The organism is Pseudomonas sp. DC3200b2, from assembly GCF_049895785.1.
GTDB classification, from domain to species: Bacteria; Pseudomonadota; Gammaproteobacteria; order Pseudomonadales; family Pseudomonadaceae; genus Aquipseudomonas; species Aquipseudomonas massiliensis.
The window spans coordinates 670,725-691,636 of record NZ_JAFCTA010000003.1 but is presented as its reverse complement, the minus strand read 5'-3'; the positions used below and the strand labels follow the sequence as shown (position 1 = coordinate 691,636).

14 protein-coding genes are annotated in these 20,912 nt (G+C 63.5%); 8 read left to right on the top strand and 6 right to left on the bottom strand.

Annotated elements, in window-relative coordinates:
• Window positions 1-186 precede the first annotated feature (186 nt).
• Entirely contained in the window at window positions 187-930 is a 744-nt protein-coding gene (locus ACP691_RS12470; protein WP_426154002.1) for an endonuclease/exonuclease/phosphatase family protein, read from the top strand.
• Between the two features lie 85 nt (window positions 931-1,015).
• Here the strand turns inward: ACP691_RS12470 and glgB are convergent, their stop codons facing one another.
• The 3 genes from glgB to ACP691_RS12455 are packed head-to-tail and all read right to left on the bottom strand — an operon-like array spanning window position 1,016 to window position 8,646.
• Window positions 1,016-3,289: a 1,4-alpha-glucan branching protein GlgB gene (gene glgB / locus ACP691_RS12465; RefSeq protein WP_426153953.1), complete on the bottom strand. Its 2,274-nt coding sequence runs from the start codon at window positions 3,287-3,289 to the stop codon at window positions 1,016-1,018.
• The gene (treS, locus tag ACP691_RS12460) at window positions 3,286-6,612 is read right to left on the bottom strand and encodes a maltose alpha-D-glucosyltransferase (protein WP_426153949.1); all 3,327 of its coding nucleotides are present in this window, start codon (window positions 6,610-6,612) and stop codon (window positions 3,286-3,288) included. The genes glgB and treS overlap by 4 nt, the downstream gene beginning before the upstream one ends.
• A gap of 12 nt (window positions 6,613-6,624) precedes the next feature.
• Window positions 6,625-8,646: an alpha-1,4-glucan--maltose-1-phosphate maltosyltransferase gene (locus ACP691_RS12455; RefSeq protein WP_426153947.1), complete on the bottom strand. Its 2,022-nt coding sequence runs from the start codon at window positions 8,644-8,646 to the stop codon at window positions 6,625-6,627.
• 272 nt (window positions 8,647-8,918) lie between these two features.
• Here ACP691_RS12455 and ACP691_RS12450 point away from each other — a divergent pair, with 272 nt between their 5' ends.
• The 3 genes from ACP691_RS12450 (at window position 8,919) to ACP691_RS12440 (ending at window position 11,578) form a co-directional block, all read left to right on the top strand.
• A complete protein-coding gene (locus ACP691_RS12450; protein WP_426153945.1) occupies window positions 8,919-9,083 on the top strand; it encodes a hypothetical protein in 165 nt (54 codons plus the stop codon).
• Window positions 9,084-9,305: 222 nt separating this feature from the next.
• On the top strand, window positions 9,306-10,385 hold the full coding sequence (locus ACP691_RS12445) for an enoyl-CoA hydratase/isomerase family protein (protein ID WP_426153943.1): 1,080 nt from the start codon (window positions 9,306-9,308) through the stop codon (window positions 10,383-10,385).
• Window positions 10,386-10,426: 41 nt separating this feature from the next.
• The gene (locus ACP691_RS12440) at window positions 10,427-11,578 is read left to right on the top strand and encodes an acyl-CoA dehydrogenase family protein (protein WP_426153941.1); all 1,152 of its coding nucleotides are present in this window, start codon (window positions 10,427-10,429) and stop codon (window positions 11,576-11,578) included.
• A gap of 48 nt (window positions 11,579-11,626) precedes the next feature.
• On the opposite strand, the gene ACP691_RS12435 is transcribed toward ACP691_RS12440, so the two are convergent.
• The 3 genes from ACP691_RS12435 to ACP691_RS12425 form a co-directional block, all read right to left on the bottom strand.
• Window positions 11,627-13,909, bottom strand: a complete 2,283-nt coding sequence (locus ACP691_RS12435) for an Orn/Lys/Arg decarboxylase N-terminal domain-containing protein (RefSeq protein ID WP_426153939.1) — start codon at window positions 13,907-13,909, stop codon at window positions 11,627-11,629.
• A gap of 11 nt (window positions 13,910-13,920) precedes the next feature.
• The gene (gene potE, locus ACP691_RS12430) at window positions 13,921-15,366 is read right to left on the bottom strand and encodes a putrescine-ornithine antiporter (protein WP_426153937.1); all 1,446 of its coding nucleotides are present in this window, start codon (window positions 15,364-15,366) and stop codon (window positions 13,921-13,923) included.
• A gap of 239 nt (window positions 15,367-15,605) precedes the next feature.
• Window positions 15,606-16,349, bottom strand: a complete 744-nt coding sequence (locus ACP691_RS12425; protein ID WP_426153935.1) for an IclR family transcriptional regulator — start codon at window positions 16,347-16,349, stop codon at window positions 15,606-15,608.
• Between the two features lie 101 nt (window positions 16,350-16,450).
• Here ACP691_RS12425 and ACP691_RS12420 point away from each other — a divergent pair, with 101 nt between their 5' ends.
• From ACP691_RS12420 to ACP691_RS12405, 4 genes are all read left to right on the top strand, one after another.
• Entirely contained in the window at window positions 16,451-17,977 is a 1,527-nt protein-coding gene (locus ACP691_RS12420; RefSeq protein WP_426153933.1) for an MFS transporter, read from the top strand.
• Window positions 17,974-19,005: an HlyD family secretion protein gene (locus ACP691_RS12415; protein ID WP_426153931.1), complete on the top strand. Its 1,032-nt coding sequence runs from the start codon at window positions 17,974-17,976 to the stop codon at window positions 19,003-19,005. Before ACP691_RS12420 ends, ACP691_RS12415 begins: the two co-directional genes overlap by 4 nt.
• Window positions 19,002-20,411 carry an efflux transporter outer membrane subunit gene (locus ACP691_RS12410; protein WP_426153929.1) on the top strand — a complete coding sequence of 470 codons (1,410 nt, stop codon included), beginning with the start codon at window positions 19,002-19,004 and terminating at the stop codon, window positions 20,409-20,411. The genes ACP691_RS12415 and ACP691_RS12410 overlap by 4 nt, the downstream gene beginning before the upstream one ends.
• Window positions 20,412-20,514: 103 nt before the next feature.
• A complete protein-coding gene (locus ACP691_RS12405) occupies window positions 20,515-20,847 on the top strand; it encodes a hypothetical protein (protein ID WP_040260616.1) in 333 nt (110 codons plus the stop codon).
• Window positions 20,848-20,912 lie beyond the last annotated feature (65 nt).

Genomic DNA, 20,912 nt, shown 5'->3' with positions numbered 1-20,912 from the left:
CTACCTGTGGGAGCTTGCGAAGCAAGCGAATTCCCAGACGCGACACCCGCATTCACCCCGCTCGGAACTGCCCCCCAGACGGCCAGTCTTAAATCAGGACTGCATTAGTTTTGAGGAGCCGCCGTGTACGCCGATCCAGCCGAGGGTGCCAGCCAGCCCCATGGGGACGCTAAACGTGACCGTGACGTGCACCGAATCCGGGTACTGACGGTCAACACCCACAAGGGCTTCACCGCTTTCAATCGCCGCTTCATCCTTCCAGAGCTTCGCGAGGCCGTCCGCAGCACCAGCGCTGACATCGTTTTCCTTCAAGAAGTCCTGGGCGGGCACGACCGCCACGCTACCCGCTTCGCCAATTGGCCACAGATGTCTCAATATGAGTTCCTCGCCGACAGCATGTGGCCGGAGTTCGCCTACGGCCGCAACGCCGTCTACCCTGATGGCCATCACGGCAATGCCTTGCTGTCGAAATATCCGATCATGCACTACCGCAACCTGGATGTGTCCATCACTGGGCCCGAGCGCCGGGGTTTTCTGCACTGCGTGCTTCAAGTGCCGGGGCATGACGATGGCGTGCATGCCATCTGCGTGCACTTGTCCCTGATGGAACACCATCGGCAACAGCAGCTGGTATTGCTCAGGCAATTGCTGGATTCGCTGCCCGCCCATGCTCCAGTCATCATCGCCGGGGATTTCAACGACTGGCAGCTCAAGGGCAACGCTACCCTCGCCCGCTACGGCGACCTTCACGAAGCCTTCGAGCACAACCTGGGCAGCCTGCCCAAGACCTACCCGGCGCGCTTCCCGCTGCTGCGCCTGGATCGCATTTATCTACGCAACGCGAGCAGCCACGATCCCCGTATTCTGGGGACGCGGCCCTGGACGCATCTGTCGGATCACCTGCCCCTGGCGGTGGAAATCCACCTTTAGATAAACCGGTAGGCAAACCGATAAGCAGTCGGTTGTGGACTTGAGTGTCGGCGACACCGCCAGGCGTTGCCGACACACTCGAGCGCTAACCCTGGCCGGTATGCTCGTCCTGCCCCAGCGCAGGACGCGGCAGGCTTTCCGGCTTCAGAATGAGCACACCCAGCGGCGGCAACTTGAGGTTGACCGAGAAGTGCTGTCCGTGGCCTGGAATCTCCTCGGCCGCCACCCCACCGCCATTACCGACATTGGAGCCGGCATAGGTTTCCGAGTCACTGTTGAAGACCTCGTGCCATAGCCCCGGCACTGGCACACCGATGCGGTACTCCTCTCGCGGGACTGGCGTGAAGTTGGCGACCACCAGCAATGGCTCGCCCTGGCGACTCCAGCGCAACCAGGCGAACACGCTGTTGACGGCATCGTCACCGATCACCCACTGGAAGCCCATGGGCACGCAATCCTGCTCATGCAGGGCTGGCTCGTTGCGGTAGAGGCGGTTCAGGTCGCTGACGACCTGCTGCACGCCCTTGTGCTCGGAGTACTGGGTCAGGTACCAGTCCAGTTGATGATCATGGTTCCATTCCCGCCACTGACCGAACTCGCACCCCATGAACAACAGTTTCTTGCCCGGGTGAGTCCACATGAACGCCAGATAGGCACGCAGGTTGGCGAACTTCTGCCAACGGTCCCCTGGCATCTTGTCGATCAGCGACTTCTTGCCATGCACCACCTCGTCATGGGAAATCGGCAACACGAATTTTTCGGAATAGGCATACACCAGGCCGAAGCTGAGTTCGTTGTGATGATGCTGGCGGTGGATGGGGTCATTCTGCACGTAGTGCAGGGTGTCGTGCATCCAGCCCATGTTCCACTTGTAGGAGAAGCCCAGGCCGCCTGCCTGAGTACCCTGGCTCACGCCTGGCCAGGCGGTGGACTCCTCGGCGATCACCATGGCGCCGGGGGTTTCCTGACTGACCACATCATTGAGGTGACGCAGGAAGTCGATGGCTTCCAGGTTCTCGCGGCCACCGTAGCGGTTGGGGATCCACTCGCCGTGCTTGCGTGAATAGTCCCGGTAAAGCATGGACGCCACGGCATCTACCCGTAGGCCATCGATATGGTAGTGCTTGAGCCAGTGCAGGGCCGACGCGATCATGAAGCCATGGACTTCGGTGCGCCCCAGGTTGTAGATCAGTGTGTTCCAGTCCTGGTGGAAGCCTTCCAGAGGGTTGTCGTACTCGTACAGGGCGGTGCCATCGAAGCGAGCCAGGCCGTGGGTGTCCGTGGGGAAGTGCGCCGGTACCCAGTCCAGGATCACGCCGATTCCTGCCTGGTGGCAGCGGTCGATGAAGGCGGCGAATTCGTCAGGCTCGCCATACCGGGCCGAGGGGGCGAACTGGGATAGCGGCTGATAGCCCCAGGAGCCACCGAAGGGGTGTTCCATCACCGGCATCAGTTCGATATGGGTGAAGCCCAGTTCCTGGACATAGGGAATGAGCCGATCGGCCAGTTCGCTCCAGTTGTAGTGACGGCTGAATTCCCCTGCTTCGTCGGTTTCCACTTGCCAGGAACCAGCGTGCAGCTCGTAGATCGATAGCGGCTTGTCGAGGCCGGTGCGCTGCGCCCGGTGTTCCATCCAGTCCTGGTCCGCCCATTGATGGCGCAGACGAGTCGCCACCCGGGAGCCGGTCGCCGGCGGCAGCTCTGTCCAGCGGGCCAAGGGGTCGGCCTTGAGCGGCAGCACGCCGTGATGGCCGAGTACTTCGTATTTGTACACCTCTCCCGCCTGCAGGCCGGGGATGAAGATCTCCCACACACCGCTGGGCTTGCGCAGCCGCATCGGGTGCCGGCGGCCATCCCAGCCGTTGAAGTGGCCCACCACCGAGACGCGGCGGGCATTGGGCGCCCATACCGAGAAGCGGACGCCTTCCACCCCGCCCACATTGATCACCTGGGAGCCCATGGCATCGCTCAGGTTGCGGTGGTTGCCCTCGGAGAACAGATAGATATCCATTTCCCCCAGTTGCTCGCCGAAGCTATAGGGGTCGTGGGTCACCTGCACTCCGGTGGCCCAGTGGATCTTCAAGCGATAGCCTTGGTCCGCGTCGAGACGACCGGCGAACATGCCCGGCACGCTTGGGTGCTCTTCAAGCTGGCCCAGGCTGTCATCATGATGATAGCCCAGTAGTTCCACTCTCATGGCATGGGGCAGATAGGCGCGCACCTGGCGGCCGCCTGCACCGTCGGAGTGCGGCCCCAATACCGCGAAGGGGTCACCGTGCACGGCTTGCACCAATGCCTGTATATCCGCGTCAGGCGGAAACACGCCCTGGGCGCGGGCCTCTCCTTGTTGCGCACTCATGAATGCTCTCCATTGGTCGCCAAAAGCCCCACCAGCCCATGCAAAGGCACGGCCAGCCAGGCTGGTCGGTTTTCGGCTTCGTATGCAATTTCGTAGGCAGCCTTTTCCAGGCTGAACAGTTCAAGCGCGGCGCGTTCCCCATCAGGGTCTTCCCACGCGTGGGCCAGTGTGGCACTGGCCAGGCCATAAGCTTCGATGAAGGCCTGACGCGCTTCGCTCAGATAACGCTCGGCCACGCGCTCGCGAGCGGCTCCGGCTTCGCTGGAGGTGTCCACTGCCTGTGCGTTGCGCACCGCCATGGCGGCGGCATAGTCGAACGAGCGCATCACCCCGCTGACATCCTTATAGGGGCTGTACTTGCCTCGGCGTTCGTCCAGCGGACGGGCAGGCTCGCCCTCGAAGTCGATCAGGTAGGCATCGCCCTGTACCACCAGCACCTGGCCAAGGTGAAGGTCGCCATGGACTCTCATCACCAGTCCGCCCTTGGCCGCCTGGGCCAGCCTGGCCACATGGGCCAGCAAGGTTTCCCGCTGGGCCAGAAGCTCATCCACCTTGGGTCGAGTGTCATCCGTGAAGCTGTCCTTGTGTTGTTCAAGCAGATGCAGCGCGTGTTCGACCTGTGCGGTAATGCTTTTGCTCCATGCCTGGACATCTTTTTCGTCGCTGACCCGAGCCTGGAAATCCTGGTTCTGCGTTTCACCGGCCAGGGCCACATGCATCTCGCCCAGGCGCTGGCCGAGCATGCCGGCGAAGGCCTTGAGTTCCTCGAGAGCGTTATAGTGCTGCGCCTGCTGGGACTGTGCGGCGTCCAGTTCATCACGCACAGCCCTTTCCAGGCTGTTCTGGGTCCATTCCCAGGCATCGCCCTGGTTGTTCAGGTAGCCCTGAGCGATCATCAGCAAATGCGCGGTCCCGCTTTCATCGACGCGCTGCACGGCGCCCATCAGCGGTGAAATGTTCTGGTATCCGGCATTGGTCAGGAACGCGCCCATCTCCAGTTCCGGATGGATGCCACCGTTGACTCGGCGGATCATCTTCAGAACCATATTGCCGCCAACCACTACCGAACTGTTCGACTGTTCGGCGGACAGGTAACGGATTTCGGGCTCATCCGGCAGGTTGAGGGCTTCCATCTGCACCGTGTGGGTGAAGCGAAGCTCGCCTTCAGCGCACGGCAGCACCGTGTCGGCCTTAAGCCCCCTCACTACAGCGCGAATAAAGCTTTCCAGGACAAAGGCGTCGGTAAGCAGGCCTACTCGATTGTTGCGGCGCACCTTGGATAGCGCCAGTTGCGAAGGCAACGCGCCGGAATTCGCGCTCTGGTCTTCCGACAGGAAGCCGAAGGGGAACTGGTAGCGACTGACCGCCCCACCGCTGCTGACTTCTATTTCGCTGAGCAGCACCGGATTGGGCAGGTCGCTGAAGCGGACCCCGTACGCCAGGCGGATGTTGTCAATGCTGCTGCCCTTGCCGGCAAACCAGCGCCGCTTGGGCAGATACTGAGGCAGGATGCGCTGCTCCAGGGCGTCGCGCGCCGGAGCGTCGAGCAGGTCCTGCATCCTTTGTTTGACCACCAGGGTTTCGTAATCGGGCATGGGTTGCGCGGCCTCCACGTGCCAGCTGGGCATTTGGTTTTCCGGAGCCAGTAGGAACCAGTAGAAACCATAGGGCGGTAGGGTCAGTAGGAACGGCAGTTGGCCGATAGGTGGGAAAGCACTGCCGCCGAGCATCTCCACCGGCACCATCCCGGCATACAAGGAAAGGTCCAGTTCCGCGGCCTGGGCAGCCCGGGAAACGTTGGCCACGCACAGCACCTGCTCGACCCGGCCCGTGGCATCGGTATATTCGCGCAGGTAGGCCAGGATCCGCCGGTTGCTTGGGGTGAGCATCTTCAGGGTGCCGCGGCCGAAGGCCTGCTGCTGCTTGCGCACTGCCAGCAAGCGACGGGTCCAGTTGAGCAGCGAATGGGGGTCGCCAGCCTGGGTTTCCACGTTCACCGCCTGGTAGCCGTACAGCGGGTCCTGAATGGGCGGCAGCACCAGACTGGCGGGGTTGGCTCGAGAGAAACCGCCGTTGCGGTCCACCGACCATTGCATGGGTGTACGCACGCCGTCACGGTCGCCGAGATAGATGTTGTCACCCATGCCGATTTCGTCGCCGTAGTAAAGCGTTGGCGTTCCTGGCATGGACAGCAGGAGGCTGGTCAACAGTTCGATACGGCGCCGGTCGCGCTCGAGCAAAGGCGCAAGACGACGCCGGATGCCCAGATTGATACGTGCCCGGCGATCCGCGGCGTAGTGGTTCCAGAGGTAGTCCCGCTCGCGGTCGGTGACCATTTCCAGGGTCAGTTCATCATGGTTGCGCAGGAAGATCGCCCACTGGCAATTGGGCGGGATCTCCGGCGTCTGCCGTAGGATGTCGGTGATCGGAAAGCGATCCTCCTGGGCCAAGGCCATGTACATGCGCGGCATCAGGGGGAAGTGAAAGGCCATGTGGCATTCATCGCCATGGTCGCCCTTGCGCTCGCCAAAATACATCTGGGTATCTTCTGGCCACTGGTTGGCCTCGGCCAACAACATGCGGTCAGGATAGTTGGCGTCGATCTCGGCGCGGATGGCCTTGAGCACCTGATGGGTTTCGGCCAGGTTCTCGTTGTTGGTGCCGTCGCGCTCGATGAGATAGGGGATGGCATCCAGCCGCAGACCATCGATGCCCAGGTCCAGCCAGAAGCGCATCACCCCAAGCACCGCCTTCATGACCTGGGGGTTGTCGAAGTTGAGGTCGGGCTGATGGGAATAGAACCGGTGCCAGAAGTATTGCCCGGCGACCGGGTCCCAGGTCCAGTTGGACTTCTCGGTGTCCAGGAAGATGATCCGCGTGCCGTCGTATTTCTTGTCGTCATCGGACCACACATAGAAATCACGGGCGCGCGAGCCTTTCTTGGCCCGGCGGGCTCGCTGGAACCAGGGGTGCTGGTCAGACGTATGGTTGATGACCAGTTCGGTGATGATCCGCAGGTTGCGCTTGTGTGCCTCGGCGATGAAGCGGCGCACGTCGGCCAGGGTGCCGTAGTCCGGGTGCACCGCCTTGTATTCGGAAATATCGTAGCCGTCATCCCGCCGAGGCGACGGGTAGAACGGCAATAGCCAGATGGTGTTCACCCCAAGCTCGGCAATGTAGTCGAGCTTGGCGATCAGCCCTGGAAAATCTCCGATGCCATCGTTGTTGGAATCATGGAACGACTTGACGTGCACCTGGTAAATCACCGCGTCCTTGTACCAGAGCGGGTCGTTCAGAAAGGCTTCGCGCGATCTCTTGGCCATTGAATGCGTCCGTCAGTTTGCTTTTTTCAAGCGCCAGATCCCGAACGGCATATGCGGCTCCAGGCGAGTGAATTGGTTTTTCCCGTACCAGGTCCAGTGGTGCCCGGTCATCAGGTCTTCGCCCATGACCGCTGCATTGTCATCCAGCCCCAGCTCCCACAACGGCAGTTCGAAATGCGCTTCCTGGGCGTTATGCGGGTCCAGGTTCACAGCGACCAGGATGAAATTGCTCTTGTCGGGGGTGCGCTTGCCGAAGTACAGGATGTTGTCGTTCCAGGCGTTGTAGAACTGTACGCCCAGATGGGTTTGCAAGGCCGGGTTCTGGCGCCGGATGCGGTTGAGCTGGGCAATCTCGGCGATGATGTTCCCTGGCTGGGTGAAGTCCCGCACCCGAATCTCGTACTTTTCGGAGTCCAGGTATTCTTCCTTGCCAGGGATGGGCGCCGATTCGCAGAGCTCGAAGCCTGAGTACATGCCCCACAGGCCGGACCCCATGGTGGCCAGGGCAGCGCGAATCAGGAAGCCGGGACGGCCGCTTTCATGCAGGAAGAATGGGTTGATGTCCGGCGTGTTGACGAAAAAGTTCGGCCGGTAGCAGAGGGACCACGGCGGCTGGTTCAATTCGGTGAAATACTTCGCCAGCTCGGCCTTGGTATTGCGCCAGGTGAAATAAGTATAGCTCTGGCTGTAGCCTACCTTGCCCAGGCGGGCCATCATGGCCGGCTTGGTAAAGGCCTCGGCGAGGAACATCACGTCCGGGTCTCGACTGCGTATTTCCTCGATCAGCCACTGCCAGAACGGCAAGGGCTTGGTATGGGGGTTGTCCACCCGGAAGATCTTCACGCCTTCCTGGACCCAGCCCCAGACAACCTCGCACAGCTCCAGCCAAAGCGATGGCACGGCCTCGGCGGCATAGAAGTCCACATTGACGATGTCCTGGTATTTCTTCGGCGGGTTTTCCGCGTAGCGGATGGTGCCGTCCGGGCGCCAGGAGAACCAGCCCGGATGCTGCTTGAGCCAGGGGTGGTCCTGGGAGCACTGGACGGCGAAGTCCAGGGCGATCTCCAGGCCGTGGTCCGCGGCGGCCTTCACCAGACGGCGGAAATCCTCACGGGTGCCCAGTTGCGGGTGGAGGGCGTCATGGCCACCGTCCGGGCTGCCGATGGCATAGGGGCTGCCGACGTCGTCTGGGCCGGCTTCCAGTGAATTGTTGCGGCCCTTGCGGTGGGCCCGGCCAATAGGGTGAATGGGCGTGAAATAGAGAACGTCGAAGCCCATGTCGCGGATCATCGGCAGCCGACTGTGCACATCATTGAAGGTGCCATGGCGTTTCGGGTCATCGGTGATCGACCTGGGGAACAGCTCGTACCAGCTGGCGAATTCGGCCAGCTTGCGCTCCACCTCTACAGGGTATTCCGGGCTGCGACTGAGGAACGGGCGGTTGTCCGCCTCGCGCATGTCGCGGGCGGTAGCGGGTTCAAGCAGCAGCCGCACCCGGGCGTCGCGATCCAGCCCGGCCAGTTGGTCATGTACCTGCTGCAAGCGCTGGCGCAGCTCACCCTCGCTGCGGCCCACGGCGTGGGCCAGGTGCAAACGGCCCTCTTCCAGTTCCAGATCGATGTTCACCCCGGCCGCGTATTTTTTTTCCAGCTCATAGCGATAGCTGGCGTATTCGTCTCGCCAGGCCTCGATGACGAACGCATGCCGACCGACCTCGTCGAAGGTAACCTCCGCTTGCCAGCTGTCGTTGCCAAGCTCGCGCATGTCCTGGCTCTGCCAGTCTTCACTGCCGACCCGATGCCAGCGCAACAGCACTGCCAGTTTATCGTGGCCATCGGTGAACACCTTGGCATCGACAGTCAGCGTACGCCCTGGCAGAGACTTGATCGCCCAGGCGCCGCCGTCGAGTATCGGCGACACGTCTTCGATCGCGATGCGAGGTAGCAGAAGTGCCTCGGCGACATTCAAACGATGTTCCGCATGTTCGGCCTGGAGGGCGCCTGGTCCTGTTTCAAAGGTTTGTTCCACCGTCATCGAGCTTCGCTCCCTACCTTGGGGGGCGCCCCGGTGGGCGCCGTGTGGAGGATGTGCAGTCTAGACGCGGCTGCTGACACTCGCTGACCGCGACCTTTGAATTCGGAGGCTGGCGCCAAATGAAAGTTCAAGTTGTGAAGGAGGCCCCCTGGACGCTCCTGCCGGCCCCGGACGGCGCGCAGGTGTCGTAGGCAACGCCGTTGAACCGATTGGAGCCTTTGAGCGATGCCAGGGTCTTCTATGTACCTTACCCATGCCATAGGAGCGTCGCCATGTCTTTGCCAGTGCCTGAACCAATGGATATCCCGGACCCGAACATCGACGATCCGGCACTGCCGGAAACGCCGTCCCAAGACCCCACGCCCAGCCCTGGACTGCCTGGCCAGGCCCCCGCCATTGGCGACCCACCCAGCGAAGCGCCAGCGGAAAAAGCGTAGCCGTCGCATGCCGCCTATGCTGGGCATGAAGACAAGCCGAACCAAGGCAGTTGGATCCTGTCTGATAAGGTTGACCAACTGTTTGGCCCAGCCTTGGCAAAAACGCAGGCCAAGGCTGCATGGATGCCCGTTGAAGCCCAGGGTCGTGGCTGTCAGGATGCCCTCATCCCAGCCATGGCGTGCTTTGCGGGCCCGCATCAACAATAAGCAGGGACTATGCGAATGTCTGCACAGGCTATTTCCGCACGCGGCCAGGAAGCCGAACTGTTCAATGACCTGATATTGAGCCAGGTACGCAACCGCGTGGGTTACCTCACGCTGAACCGTCCCGCCGGGGTCAACGCATTGACCTTGAGCATGGTGCGCGAGCTGCACCGGTGCCTGACCGAGTGGGCTGACGACCCCGAAGTGCTTGCGGTGGTATTACGCGGAGCGGGTGAAAAAGGCTTCTGCGCCGGCGGCGATGTCCGGGCCCTTTGTGATAGCTACAAACGCCACGACACCGTGCACAAGAACTTCTTCAGGGAGCAGTACCAGCTTGACCTGCTGTTGCACCTTTACCGCAAGCCGGTGGTGGCCTTGATGGACGGCTTCACCCTTGGCGGTGGCATGGGCCTGGCGCAAGCGGCGGAGCTGCGCGTGGTCACCGAGCGCAGTTGGCTGGGCATGCCTGAAACGGCCATCGGGTTCTTCCCGGATGTGGGCGCGACTTATTTTCTTTCCCGGCTGCCTGGCGCTATCGGACTCTACCTGGGGATCACCGGCGCGCGGCTGCAGGCTGCCGACGCCCTGTATTGCGGCTTGGCGGACTGGTACGTGGAACACGACCGCCTGGCCCAGTTCGAGGAGCGACTGGACCGCACCGACTGGTCACCCATGCCCCTCAAGGACATTCAGAACATCCTTGCCAAGCTGGGTGCCCAGGTGCTGCCCGAGCCACCCCTGGACCGACTGCGGCCGGCCATCGACCACTTCTTCAACCAACCGGAGGTATCCAGCACTATTGAGCAGCTACGTCAGGTGAACGTGGCCGACAGCCGCGACTGGGCCTTGCGCACCGCCGATGAAATGGCTTCGCGTTCGCCCTTGGCGATGGCGGTCACCCGCGAGATCATCCTGTTCGGTCGGCAGTTGAATCTGGAGCGCTGCTTCCAGATGGAGCTGCACCTGGCCAACCAGTGGTTCGAGCGTGGCGACCTGCTCGAAGGGGTACGCGCCATGCTGGTAGACAAGGACAAACGGCCGCGGTGGAAACCCGCCCCCGGCCCACGACAATTACAAGAACTGTTCGAAGGCCTCTAGCCTCGTCGCCTCCGGCGCTGAGGTCTTCAAAGGAGTGGACGATGCAAGACCTCGAGCTGAGCGAAGAGCAGGTAATGTTCCGGGACATGGCGCGGCAGTTTGCCCTGGGGCAGATCGCGCCTCATGCCCAGGCCTGGGAAAAGGCCGGCTGGATCGACGACAGCGTGGTGGCCCAGATGGGCGAGCTGGGCCTGCTCGGCATGGTGGTGCCTGAACAATGGGGCGGCAGCTACCTGGACTACGTCGCCTACGCGCTGGCCGTCGAAGAGATCTCCGCCGCCGACGCCGCCGTGGGCGCCATGATGAGCGTGCACAATTCGGTAGGTTGCGGCCCGATCCTCAAGTTCGGCACGGCGGCCCAGCAGGATGCCTGGCTGCCTCGCCTGGCCAGCGGCCAGGCCATCGGCTGTTTCTGCCTGACCGAGCCCCATGCCGGTTCCGAAGCCCATAACCTGCGCACTCGCGCCGAACGCCAGGGTGACGAGTGGGTACTCAACGGTGCCAAGCAGTTCGTCACCAACGGGCGCAGGGCCGAACTGGCCATCGTCTTCGCCGTCACCGACCCGCAGTTGGGCAAGAAAGGCCTTTCCGCCTTCCTGGTGCCAACCTCCACGCCCGGTTTCGTGGTGGATCGCAGCGAACACAAGCTGGGTATCCGCGCCTCCGATACTTGCGCCATTACCTTGAGCGATTGCCGGGTGCCGGCGGCGAACCTGCTGGGCGAGCAAGGCAAGGGGCTGAGCATCGCTTTGTCGAACCTGGAAGGCGGAAGAATCGGCATCGCCGCCCAGGCAGTGGGCGTAGCCCGGGCTGCCTTGGAAGCCGCGCTGGATTACGCCCGTGAACGGGTGCAATTCGGCCAGCCTATCGCCGAGCACCAGAGCGTGGCCAACCTGCTGGCGGACATGCACACCCGGGTCAACGCCGCGCGGCTGCTGGTGCTGCATGCCGCCCGCCTGCGCAGCGCCGGGTTGCCCTGTCTATCCGAAGCCTCCCAGGCCAAGCTGTTCGCCTCCGAGATGGCCGAGTGGGTCTGCTCCAAGGCCATACAGGTACACGGCGGCTACGGTTACCTGGAAGACTACCCGGTAGAGAAATACTACCGCGATGCCCGCATCACACAGATCTACGAGGGCTCCAGCGAGATCCAGCGCATGCTGATTGCCAGGGAGCTGGTGCGCAACGGGCTCTGATCGGCCCTCCGCCGCCCCGGCGGGGGCGGCGGACTCTAAGCCTGACGCTCACTTGAGGCACAGCAAGCGGTAGACCCCCTCCTGGACTTCGATGCCATGGGTGTCGTGAGCGAACGCGGGAAACGCTCGGTCGAAGGCTTGCAGGGCCATCAGGTATTCAAGGAAAGGCCCGTCCAGCGCTCCCAGATTCTCCCCTGGCATGATCAGAGGAATGCCAGGCGGATAGGGCACGATCCCGGTGGCCGCCGTACGGCCTGCTGCCTCTTCCAGCGTCAGCGACTCGACTTCATTGCGCACAAGCTTCTCGTAGGCTTCCACGGGGCTATGCTCGGCCCGGGGCAGCTGGCTGAAGGCCCTGGCCATGGCGGCGGTGGTGCCGAAGCCGGTCATGGCCGCGAAGATCTCCTCGCACAAATCCCGCAAACCCATGCTGCGGTAGCGCTTAGCGCTCTGGACGAATTCCGGCAGGCAGCTCTCCAGGGCCATGTTCTGGTCGAAATCCTTCTTGAAGTCGAGCAGAGCGTTGACCAGCGTGCCCCATTTGCCCTTCGTGATACCGATGGAGAACAGGAACAGCAAGGTAAAGTCCGTGGTTTTTTCCACCACTATGCCCTGCTGGCCCAGGTAGGCGGTCAGGACATAGGCCGGTATACCGAACGCTTCCAGGGTCCCCGCCTCGCTCATGCCCGGGGTCAGCACTGAGACCTTGATCGGGTCCAGCATGCAATAGCCATCTTCAAGATCTCCGAAGCCGTGCCAGGCCTCGTTGGGTCGCAACACCCAATGTCGAGGGTCGCTCTTGAGCTGGGCCGGCTCGGCCGCGTAGAAGGGCACCGGGCCGCCCTCCACCTCTACCTGCTCGGGCTGCCAGCAACTGAAGAACCACTCCCCTCGGCTGGTGAAATCAGCGTGCATCCGGCTGATCACCTGACGGAACGCGATCGCCTCCTCGATGGACTCGTTGGTGAGGATCTGCCCGCTTGGCGCCTCCATCATGGCCGCGCTCACATCACAGGAGGCCAGCACCGCATAGTTGGGCGAGGTGGACGCATGCATCATGAAGGATTCGTTGAAGCGCCCATGACTGATGGCGTTGCGACCGTCGCGGACATGGATCATCGATGCCTGGGACAACGCGGCGAGCAATTTGTGGGTGGACTGGGTAGCGAATACCGTGGGCCGGCTCTCGTCCGCCGGGCCCGGCTCGCCATGCATGGCGAAGCGCTCTCGGTACAGCGGGTTGAAGCGCGCGTAGCCGTACCAGGCTTCGTCGAAATGCAGTCGGTCTACGCTGCGACCGAGCAGGTCCTCGACCCGGGCAACGTTGTAGCACAGCCCGTCGTAGGTTGAATTGGTGATGATCGCGTGCACGGGGGTCGGGTCCAGCCCCTCGCATACCAGCGGGTTGTTGGCGATGGAGGCCTCGACCGCCTCCGGCGTCAGCGCCGCGGCGGGAATGGGCCCTATGATGCCGTAGCGGTTGCGGGTGGGCAGGAGGTAGGTGGGGATCGCCCCCGACAGGGTCATGGCATGCTCGGCCGACTTGTGGCAGTTACGATCGCACAAAGCGACCTGATCCCGGGTCACGCTGGCCATGAGGATTACCCGGTTGGACATGGACGACCCGTTGGTCACGTAATAGGTCCGGTGGGCCCCGAACACCTTGGCCGCGTAACGCTCCCCCTGCCCGATCGGCCCGCTGTGGTCCAGCAGCGAGCCGAGCTCGCCGACGGAAATCGACAGGTCCGAGCGCAGCAGGTTTTCCCCGAAATATTCGTAGAAAGCGCGCCCGGCCGTGCTCTTGAGGAACGCCGTGCCGCCGGCATGGCCTGGGGTATGCCAGGAGTATTCGTATTCACGGGAGAAGCGCAGCAATGCGCTGAACATCGGCGGCAGCACGGCTTGCCGATAGCGCTCGATGGCCGCCAGTATGCGCCCGCTGAGGAAGGCACTGGTGTCTTCGGGCAACCAGATGAAATCGTCGGCGTGCTGCATCACGATCAGCGGAATGTTGGTCGCGGTGCTGCGATCGCTGATCAGGAAAACCGGCACGCGGGTATTGCGCTCCCTCAGGTCCTTGAGTAGCTCGATACAGCGTTGGTTGCCTTCGCTGTCGTCGATGCCCCAGTTGAGCAGCAGGCACTGGATGGCGGGGTCGGTGCGGATGATCGCCTGGGCGTCCTCCAATACCTCCGACAGCAGGACACTGATACTGCGCTCCTCCACCCCCGCGATCAGTTGATTCAAGGCGCGACCGAACACGGTGCGCTTGTCCGGCGCGCTGCTTACCAGCAGGGCCAGCATCCCCAATTTGTGTTTGCTTTCGTACATGGCGAAGCTCCTTAGGTTCTGGCGACAGGATGGGTCGGGAGCGTCGGCGCGCCTTGCTCCGCCGAGGCGGCCCCAGGCACGGGAGCGGCCGCCACCCGCGTGGGTTCGTGTTGCGCGCTGGTACGCTGTACCGGGACCGCGACTTGGCCCGCCGCTTCAAGGCGCATCAGCCGGTTATTGACGAAACCGAACAGGGTGTAGCCCAAGAGTGTCGCCAGCCCGCCCATCATCAAGGCCTGCTCGCCGGCGCTATAAAGGGCCAGGTAACTGTAGGCTGTCGCCAGCCAGGCGATGACATTGGTGACCAACGCCTTGCGCGCAGGTACCTTGCATACTTGCTGCAAGGTCATCAGCGCGGCCATGGACAACACATAAGGCACCAGGTTGGTGACCACCGCCAGGTTCACCAGCACATCGAACTGTTTGGAAAGGTCCGGGCTGATGGTCAATAGCGCCAGGCCGGTTTGCGCGGCCAGCAGGATCAGCATGCTGACGATGGGCGTGCCGGCCTTGTTCACCTTGGCGAATATGGGCAGGAAGTAGCCGGTGTCCGCCGAGCTCTTGAACACTTGGGCGATGGTGAACTGCCAACCCAGCAGCGAGCCGATGCAAGCGATCACCATGGCGGCCATCACCACATCGCCCACCATGGGAGAAAACATCTTGGCGAACGCCAGGCCGAAGGGCGCGGTCGAGGCCGCCAGTGCCGGGTTGTCCACGATGCCGGCGATCACGTTGGTGGATACGATGTAGATCACTGCGGCCCCCAGGGTACCGCCGAGCACGGCGATGGGGACATTGCGTTCCGGATTCTCCACCGCCTCGGTGTTGGCGCAGGCCGACTCCAGGCCTAGAAAGGCCCAGAGCGTGATCGACACCGAAGCGCCGGCGGCCTCGTACCAGGACAGCGCGTGGGGATTCCAGCCCGCGCTGTACACCTCACGGCTGAACCAGAACCAGCCTAGGGTCGAGATGACCACCACCGGCGCGATGACCCCCCATACGGTCACCGCGCCGATGCGACCGGTGATCTTCGGTCCGCCGAAATTGGCGAAGGTGGTCAGCCAGAGCAGCCCGATGGTGCTGCCGGTGATTTCCAGAGCGCTGAGCTCGACGTCCAGCAATACCTGGATATACCCCACCGCCGTGATCGCGATCGCCACATTGGCGATCAGCAGCGACAGGCCATAGGTGTAGTTGGTCAGGTAATTGCCGCTTTTGCCGAACGCATATTCGGCATAGCCACCCATGCCACCGGTCTTGCGGCTGAGCATGCCGCAGCGGGCGAAGGCATAGGCCAGGGCCAGCGACCCGGTGGCCGTTACCAGCCAGGACAGAATCGATATAGCGCCCACTTCGGCCAGCTTGGAAGGCAACATGACGATGCCCGAGCCCAGCATGTTCACGGCCGTCAAGAGCGTAAGCTGCACCACGCCCATTTTCTTCGCGGTAGTCATGGCGACCCCCTGCACAGGAATTGTCCGGGTCAGCTTAGCTGTCGCTGGTGAAAAGGGCGGAATGAGTGGTGATTTGTCGCAGTAGCTTGGGGTAGGACTCATCGACAGGCCTGGCGCCGCTCGCCCGCCTTCCCTGGCGGGCGCCCAGCTTCGCCATGCCTGCACTTGGCCGAGCCGAGGCGCATTCGGCGGCGCCTGTGCCATCTGCGCGAAGAAACTGCCACCCGCTTCGCGGGTTTCTACAACCCTTGCGTGATCGCAGCCTGGCAGGCGAGCAAGGCCACCTTGTGTGCCGCTTCCTGAGCGCGGATGCGGGCCGCGGGGCCCACCAGGCTCAGTCCATACACCCCTTGGGCCGTGGCAAGTGCTACCGCCATGGCCCCTACCCCAGGCATGTGCTCCTCATAGTCACAGGAAAAACCCTGAGCGCGGACGTCCTTGAGTTCTTCGAGCAACTGTTCCAGGGTCCGGGTATTGGGGGTGAGCTGACGCATCTTGCCTTCCAGCAACTCGCGCACGCTGCGCTCGGGCATCTGCGCCAGGATGACCTTGCCGCAGGAGGTGGCATAAATGCTCAACAGGCTGTTGACCCCAGGTGCCACCCGCAGCTCCTGACTCGAGACCACACAGTGCAGGATCATGAGTTCCAGGCCACTGGCATGGGCCAGCACGGCCGTCTCCCCGGTGCGCTGAGACAGGGCCTCAAGGTGCGGGCGGGCCCGGGCCGTCAGGTCGAAATGGCTGCGCGTGGCCAGGCGCATCAACGCCGGGCCCAGGCGAACCCCCGCGCCGGCGCCGGTTTCCACCAGCTGTTCCATCGCCAAAGCGTCGACCAGTCGCTGCACCGTCGAGCGAGGCAGCTCGATTCGCTTGGCGATGGCGCCAAGGCTCAGGCCCTGAGGCTCGGCTTCCAGGCAGCGCAGAATGGCCGCTGCCCGGGAAATCACCTGAATACCGCCGCGCTCTGCGTCGGAAAGACTCATCGCTATTTGCTCCCTGTATTGCTCACCGGTACACTGTACCGAAATTCGATCCTACCTGCCGGTTTCTTTGCAAAGCCGGTTTCATTTGTAAAGGATGTTCCGTGACTGCAAGCCCCACCCTCCAGCCCGCCCCGGCCGCCGCCCCCTTTGGCGGGCGACTCGCCCTGGGCCTGGTGGGCGTCCTGATCGCCGCCCTGACCTCGGGCATCAATGACCGTGTCACCGATATCGCCCTGGCGGACCTGCTCGGAGCCTACGGCTTCGGTCATGATGAAGGAAGCTGGTTCACGTCGCTGTATGCCGCCGCCGAGGTGTGCGCCATGCTCCTGGCGCCCTGGTTCGCGGTAACATTCTCCCTGCGCCGCTTCGCCGTGGCAGCCACCTTGGCTTTCGGCTTGCTGGGGATGCTTGTGCCGCTGGCCCCGGACCTGTCCAGCCTGTTACTGCTGCGGGTGCTCCAGGGTGTGGCGGGCGGCGCGTTGCCACCCTTGCTGATGACCGCGGCCCTGCGTTTTCTCCCTTGGCACATCAAACTGTATGGCCTCTCCGCCTATGCGCTGACCGCCACCTTCGGGCCAAACCTGGCGCTGCCCCTGGCGGCGCTGTGGAGCGAGAACGCTGACTGGCGATTATTGATGTGGCAGATCATCCCGTCCTGTCTGGTCGGTGGCGCGCTCATCGCCTATGGGCTGCCACAAGACCCGCTGCGCCTGGAGCGCTTGCGCCAGTTCGACTGGCGTGGCGCCCTGTTGGGCGTCGCGGGCTTGGGTTCGCTGGTCATTGGCCTGACCCAGGGCGAACGGCTGGACTGGTTCGCCTCTCCGCTAGTGGCCGGCCTGCTGCTGAGCGCCGCGCTGTGCTTGCCGCTGTTCGTGCTCAACGAGTGGTTTCACCCTTTGCCTTTGTTCAAGCTGCAGTTGCTCGCCCGGCGCAATTTCGCGTTCGGCATCGCCACGCTGATGCTGTTCATGTTCCTCGGCCTGGCCGGTAGCGCCCTCCCTTCAGCCTACCTGGCCACGGTCCAGGGTTATCGACCGCTGCAGACCATGCCCCTGGCAATGACCATCGCGCTGCCCCAACTGCTGGTCGCCCCGCTGGTAGCCTTCGTCATCAATCGCAACTGGGTCGATGCCCGCTACGTCATCGCCCTGGGTCTGGCCCTGCTGGCCATCGCAACCGTGTTGGCCTCACAGGTCACCAGTGTCTGGATCCGCGACGATTTCTACGCCCTACAGTTGCTGCATACCTTCGGCCAACCCATGGTGGTCGTGCCCCTGCTGATGCTGGCCACCGGCGTGATCCACCCCCTGGAGGGGCCCTTCGCTTCCGCCATGGTGAACAGCCTGCGCGGGCTGGCCTCGGTGCTGGCCGGCGTGGCCCTGGAGAACTTCGTCACCCACCGCGAGCACATGCATTCCAATCACCTGCTCGACCAGGTGGCCCTGCGCGCGCCCCAGCTACCCCAGGCGGACCTGGCCGGATTGGCTGAACGCGTACGCCAGCAAGCTTTCACCTTAACCTTCGCCGATGCCTGGCTCGCCCTGGTCGCCATTGCCCTTGGGCTGGCGCTGATCCTATGGCTGCTGCCCGTGCGCGCCTATCCACCGCAACCCCCGGTAACGCCATGAAACATAGAACCGCCCTGCTCCTCGCTTTTCTGGCCATCGTAGCCTGTGTCGCCTACGCTGGCTGGCGCCTGACTGCCACCGGTGACCTGGAACGCACCGACGACGCCTACATCCGTGCCGACTCGGTGCTGGTGGCGCCGCGCCTGGCTGGGCAGATCGTCGAAGTGGCCGTGCAGGACAACCAGAAAGTCAAGGCAGGCCAGCTCCTGGCTCGGCTAGACGACAGCGAGTTCCTCGCCGCCCAGGCCGCGGCCCAGGCCAAGGTCGCCGGGGCGCTGGCCGAGTTGAAAAACCTGGAAGCGGGCATCCAGCGCCAGGCCGCTATCATTACTCAAGCTGGCGCTACCCTGCGTGCGACCGAGGCGTCCCTGAAATACGCCCAGGCCAATGCCCAGCGTTACCTGAACCTGTCCAACAGCGGCGCGGGCACCCAACAGGAGCGTCAGCGCTCGGAGGCTGAGCTGCTTGGGGCCCAGGCCGCCCGGGAGCGCGACGCAGCCGCTCAGGTCGCGGCTGCGCGTAGCCTGGACGTGCTCAAGGCGCAGCGGGAAATGGCCCAGGCGACCCTGGACAGCGCCCGTGCCGAGCTGCGTCAGGCCGACCTGAACCTCTCCTGGACACGCATAGTCGCGCCTCAGGACGGCATGATCGGCCAGCGTTCGGCCCGGGTCGGCGCCTACGTGGCGCTGGGTACGCCGCTAATGGCTGTGGTACCCGTGGATGATCTCTACGTCATCGCCAACTTCCGGGAAACCCAGCTGGCCCGCATGACCGCCAACCAGCCTGTGAGCATCCGGGTAGACAGCCATCCGGATGTGCCCTTCCGTGGCCATCTGGAAAGCCTGGCACCGGCTACCGGGCTGAGCTTCTCCGCTATCGTTCCGGACAATGCCACTGGCAATTTCACCAAGGTGGTGCAGCGTATCCCTGTCAAGATTCGTTTCAATGATAACCAGGACGCTCTGCAGCATCTGCGGGTGGGCATGTCGGCGGTGGTGGACGTGGATGTCAGCGGAGGTGGCCAATGAACCGGCACATCCCGGCTTTCCTGCTATTGGCCGCCATGCTGGCGGGCTGCAGCGTCGGGCCAGACTTTCATCCGCCGCAACCCGAGTTGCCCGAGCAATGGGAAGCCGGTACCCGCCAGGGTACGCTGGACAGCCAATGGTGGCAGCGTCTGGGCGATCCGCAACTGGCGAGCCTGGTAGAACGCGCCGCCGGCGCCAACCTGGATGCCCGGATCGCCGCCAATCGCCTAGAACAGAGCCGTCTGCTACTGGCTATCAGCAGAGCTGATCAGCTTCCATCCCTGGCGGCCACTGGAAGTTATGCCCGCGAGCGCAACAGTGGCAAAGGCCTGAGTGACCCTTCCGGGCGTGAAGGCAAGGCGCCGTTCGAAATGTGGAGCCTGGCCGCGGACGCCAGTTGGGAACTGGATCTGTGGGGTCGCGTACGCCGTGAGGTAGAGGCTGCCGATGCCCAAGTGCAGATCAGCCGCGCCGAGCGCGATGGCATGCTGCTCAGCCTCGCTGCCGAGACTGCCAGCGACTATCTGCAACTGCGCGGGGTACAGGCGCAACTGGCGGTAACCCGGAAAAATCTGGAAATCGCGCGGCAAAGCCAGCAATTGACCCAGGCGCGCTTCGACAATGGGGTAACCACTCAGCTAGATGTGGCCAATGCCGCCGCCCAAGTGGCCACGGTAAGCGCTCGCCTGCCCGTGCTCGAGGCCGAGCAGGCCCGCCTGATCAATGCCTTGAGCGCGCTGCTTGGCCTGGCGCCTCGGGCCTTGCACAAGGAGCTTATCGCTGCGCGGCCGCTGCCTCGAACCGAGGACGACGCTCCATTGGGCCTGCCGTCAGAGCTGGCGCGGCGGCGCCCCGACATCCTACGCAGCGAGGCGGCCCTGCACCGCTCCACCGCAGCGGTCGGGGTAGCCCAGGCTGACTTTTACCCCCGAGTGACCCTCGGCGCCCGCTTCGGTGTCGAGGCGCTGGAAGGTAGCCAGCTGGACAGCTGGGGCGCCCGCGACTGGTCCTATGGCCCGAGCCTGTACCTGCCCTTGTTTCAAGGCGGTCGCCTGAGCGGAACCCTGGCCCTGCGTGAGCACCAGCAGCAAGCGGCTGCCCTGGACTATAGGCGTACCGTGCTCAATGCCTGGCATGAGGTCGATGACGCACTGAGCGACTACGCCGCCGAACAGCGCCATCAGCAGGCCCTGGCCGAAGCGGTGCACCAGAACGATCTGGCCCTGGCGGCCGCGCGCCAGCGTTATCGTGAAGGCGCCATCGATTTCCTCAACGTGCTCAACGTGCAGCGGGCCCTGTTGGATACCCAGAGCGCCCAGGTCTCGAGCGCGACCCAGAGCGCCCTGGACCGCGTGCGCCTGTACAAGGCCCTTGGTGGCGGCTGGCCAACGCCAGATCCTGTGTAGAAGAGCCAGCGCGGCGGTGGGCGGACCGTCCGTCGCCGCCCCGGCACCTACAGCGCAGCCGCGACACCAATGAAAGGTAATCCCCACCTTCGGAGATTTACCCATGAATATGAACAAGATTGCCGGCCTGGTCTTCGCCAGCCTGCTGGGCGTGGCCTCGGTGGGCGCCGTCGCGGCGGAATCGACCACCACCACCCCGCCTTCGAGCGGTAACACCACCAACCCCTCCACTACCGGCGGTGGCAACGGCCACGATGCGGCTGGCATGGGTCAAAGCACCCCCGGCACCCCGGGTACAGGCACTGGCGGCATGAGCAACGGCACTGGCGGTGGCGCGGATGGCGGTGGCGCGGGTGACGGCGGCGGCTCCAGTGGCGGTGGCAGCGGCGCGGGCGGTTCCGGCGGTGGCTCCGGCGGTGGCGGCTCGGGAGGCTGATCTTTAGCGGCAGATGACCCAGCCGGCTCGCTGCCTTGTGCAGCCGCCGGCTTTCATTTGCCTAC

Excerpts from the sequence above, each read along its gene's own strand:
- ACP691_RS12425 (WP_426153935.1), bottom strand. The coding sequence starts at position 16,349 with ATGAGTCTTTCCGACGCAGAGCGCGGCGGTATTCAGGTGATTTCCCGG.
- ACP691_RS12415 (WP_426153931.1), top strand. The coding sequence starts at position 17,974 with ATGAAACATAGAACCGCCCTGCTCCTCGCTTTTCTGGCCATCGTAGCC.
- ACP691_RS12435 (WP_426153939.1), bottom strand. The coding sequence starts at position 13,909 with ATGTACGAAAGCAAACACAAATTGGGGATGCTGGCCCTGCTGGTAAGC.
- ACP691_RS12440 (WP_426153941.1), top strand. The coding sequence starts at position 10,427 with ATGCAAGACCTCGAGCTGAGCGAAGAGCAGGTAATGTTCCGGGACATG.
- ACP691_RS12405 (WP_040260616.1), top strand. The coding sequence starts at position 20,515 with ATGAATATGAACAAGATTGCCGGCCTGGTCTTCGCCAGCCTGCTGGGC.
- ACP691_RS12450 (WP_426153945.1), top strand. The coding sequence starts at position 8,919 with ATGTCTTTGCCAGTGCCTGAACCAATGGATATCCCGGACCCGAACATC.
- ACP691_RS12445 (WP_426153943.1), top strand. The coding sequence starts at position 9,306 with ATGTCTGCACAGGCTATTTCCGCACGCGGCCAGGAAGCCGAACTGTTC.
- treS (WP_426153949.1), bottom strand. The coding sequence starts at position 6,612 with ATGGCCAAGAGATCGCGCGAAGCCTTTCTGAACGACCCGCTCTGGTAC.
- glgB (WP_426153953.1), bottom strand. The coding sequence starts at position 3,289 with ATGAGTGCGCAACAAGGAGAGGCCCGCGCCCAGGGCGTGTTTCCGCCT.
- potE (WP_426153937.1), bottom strand. The coding sequence starts at position 15,366 with ATGACTACCGCGAAGAAAATGGGCGTGGTGCAGCTTACGCTCTTGACG.
- ACP691_RS12410 (WP_426153929.1), top strand. The coding sequence starts at position 19,002 with ATGAACCGGCACATCCCGGCTTTCCTGCTATTGGCCGCCATGCTGGCG.
- ACP691_RS12455 (WP_426153947.1), bottom strand. The coding sequence starts at position 8,646 with ATGACGGTGGAACAAACCTTTGAAACAGGACCAGGCGCCCTCCAGGCC.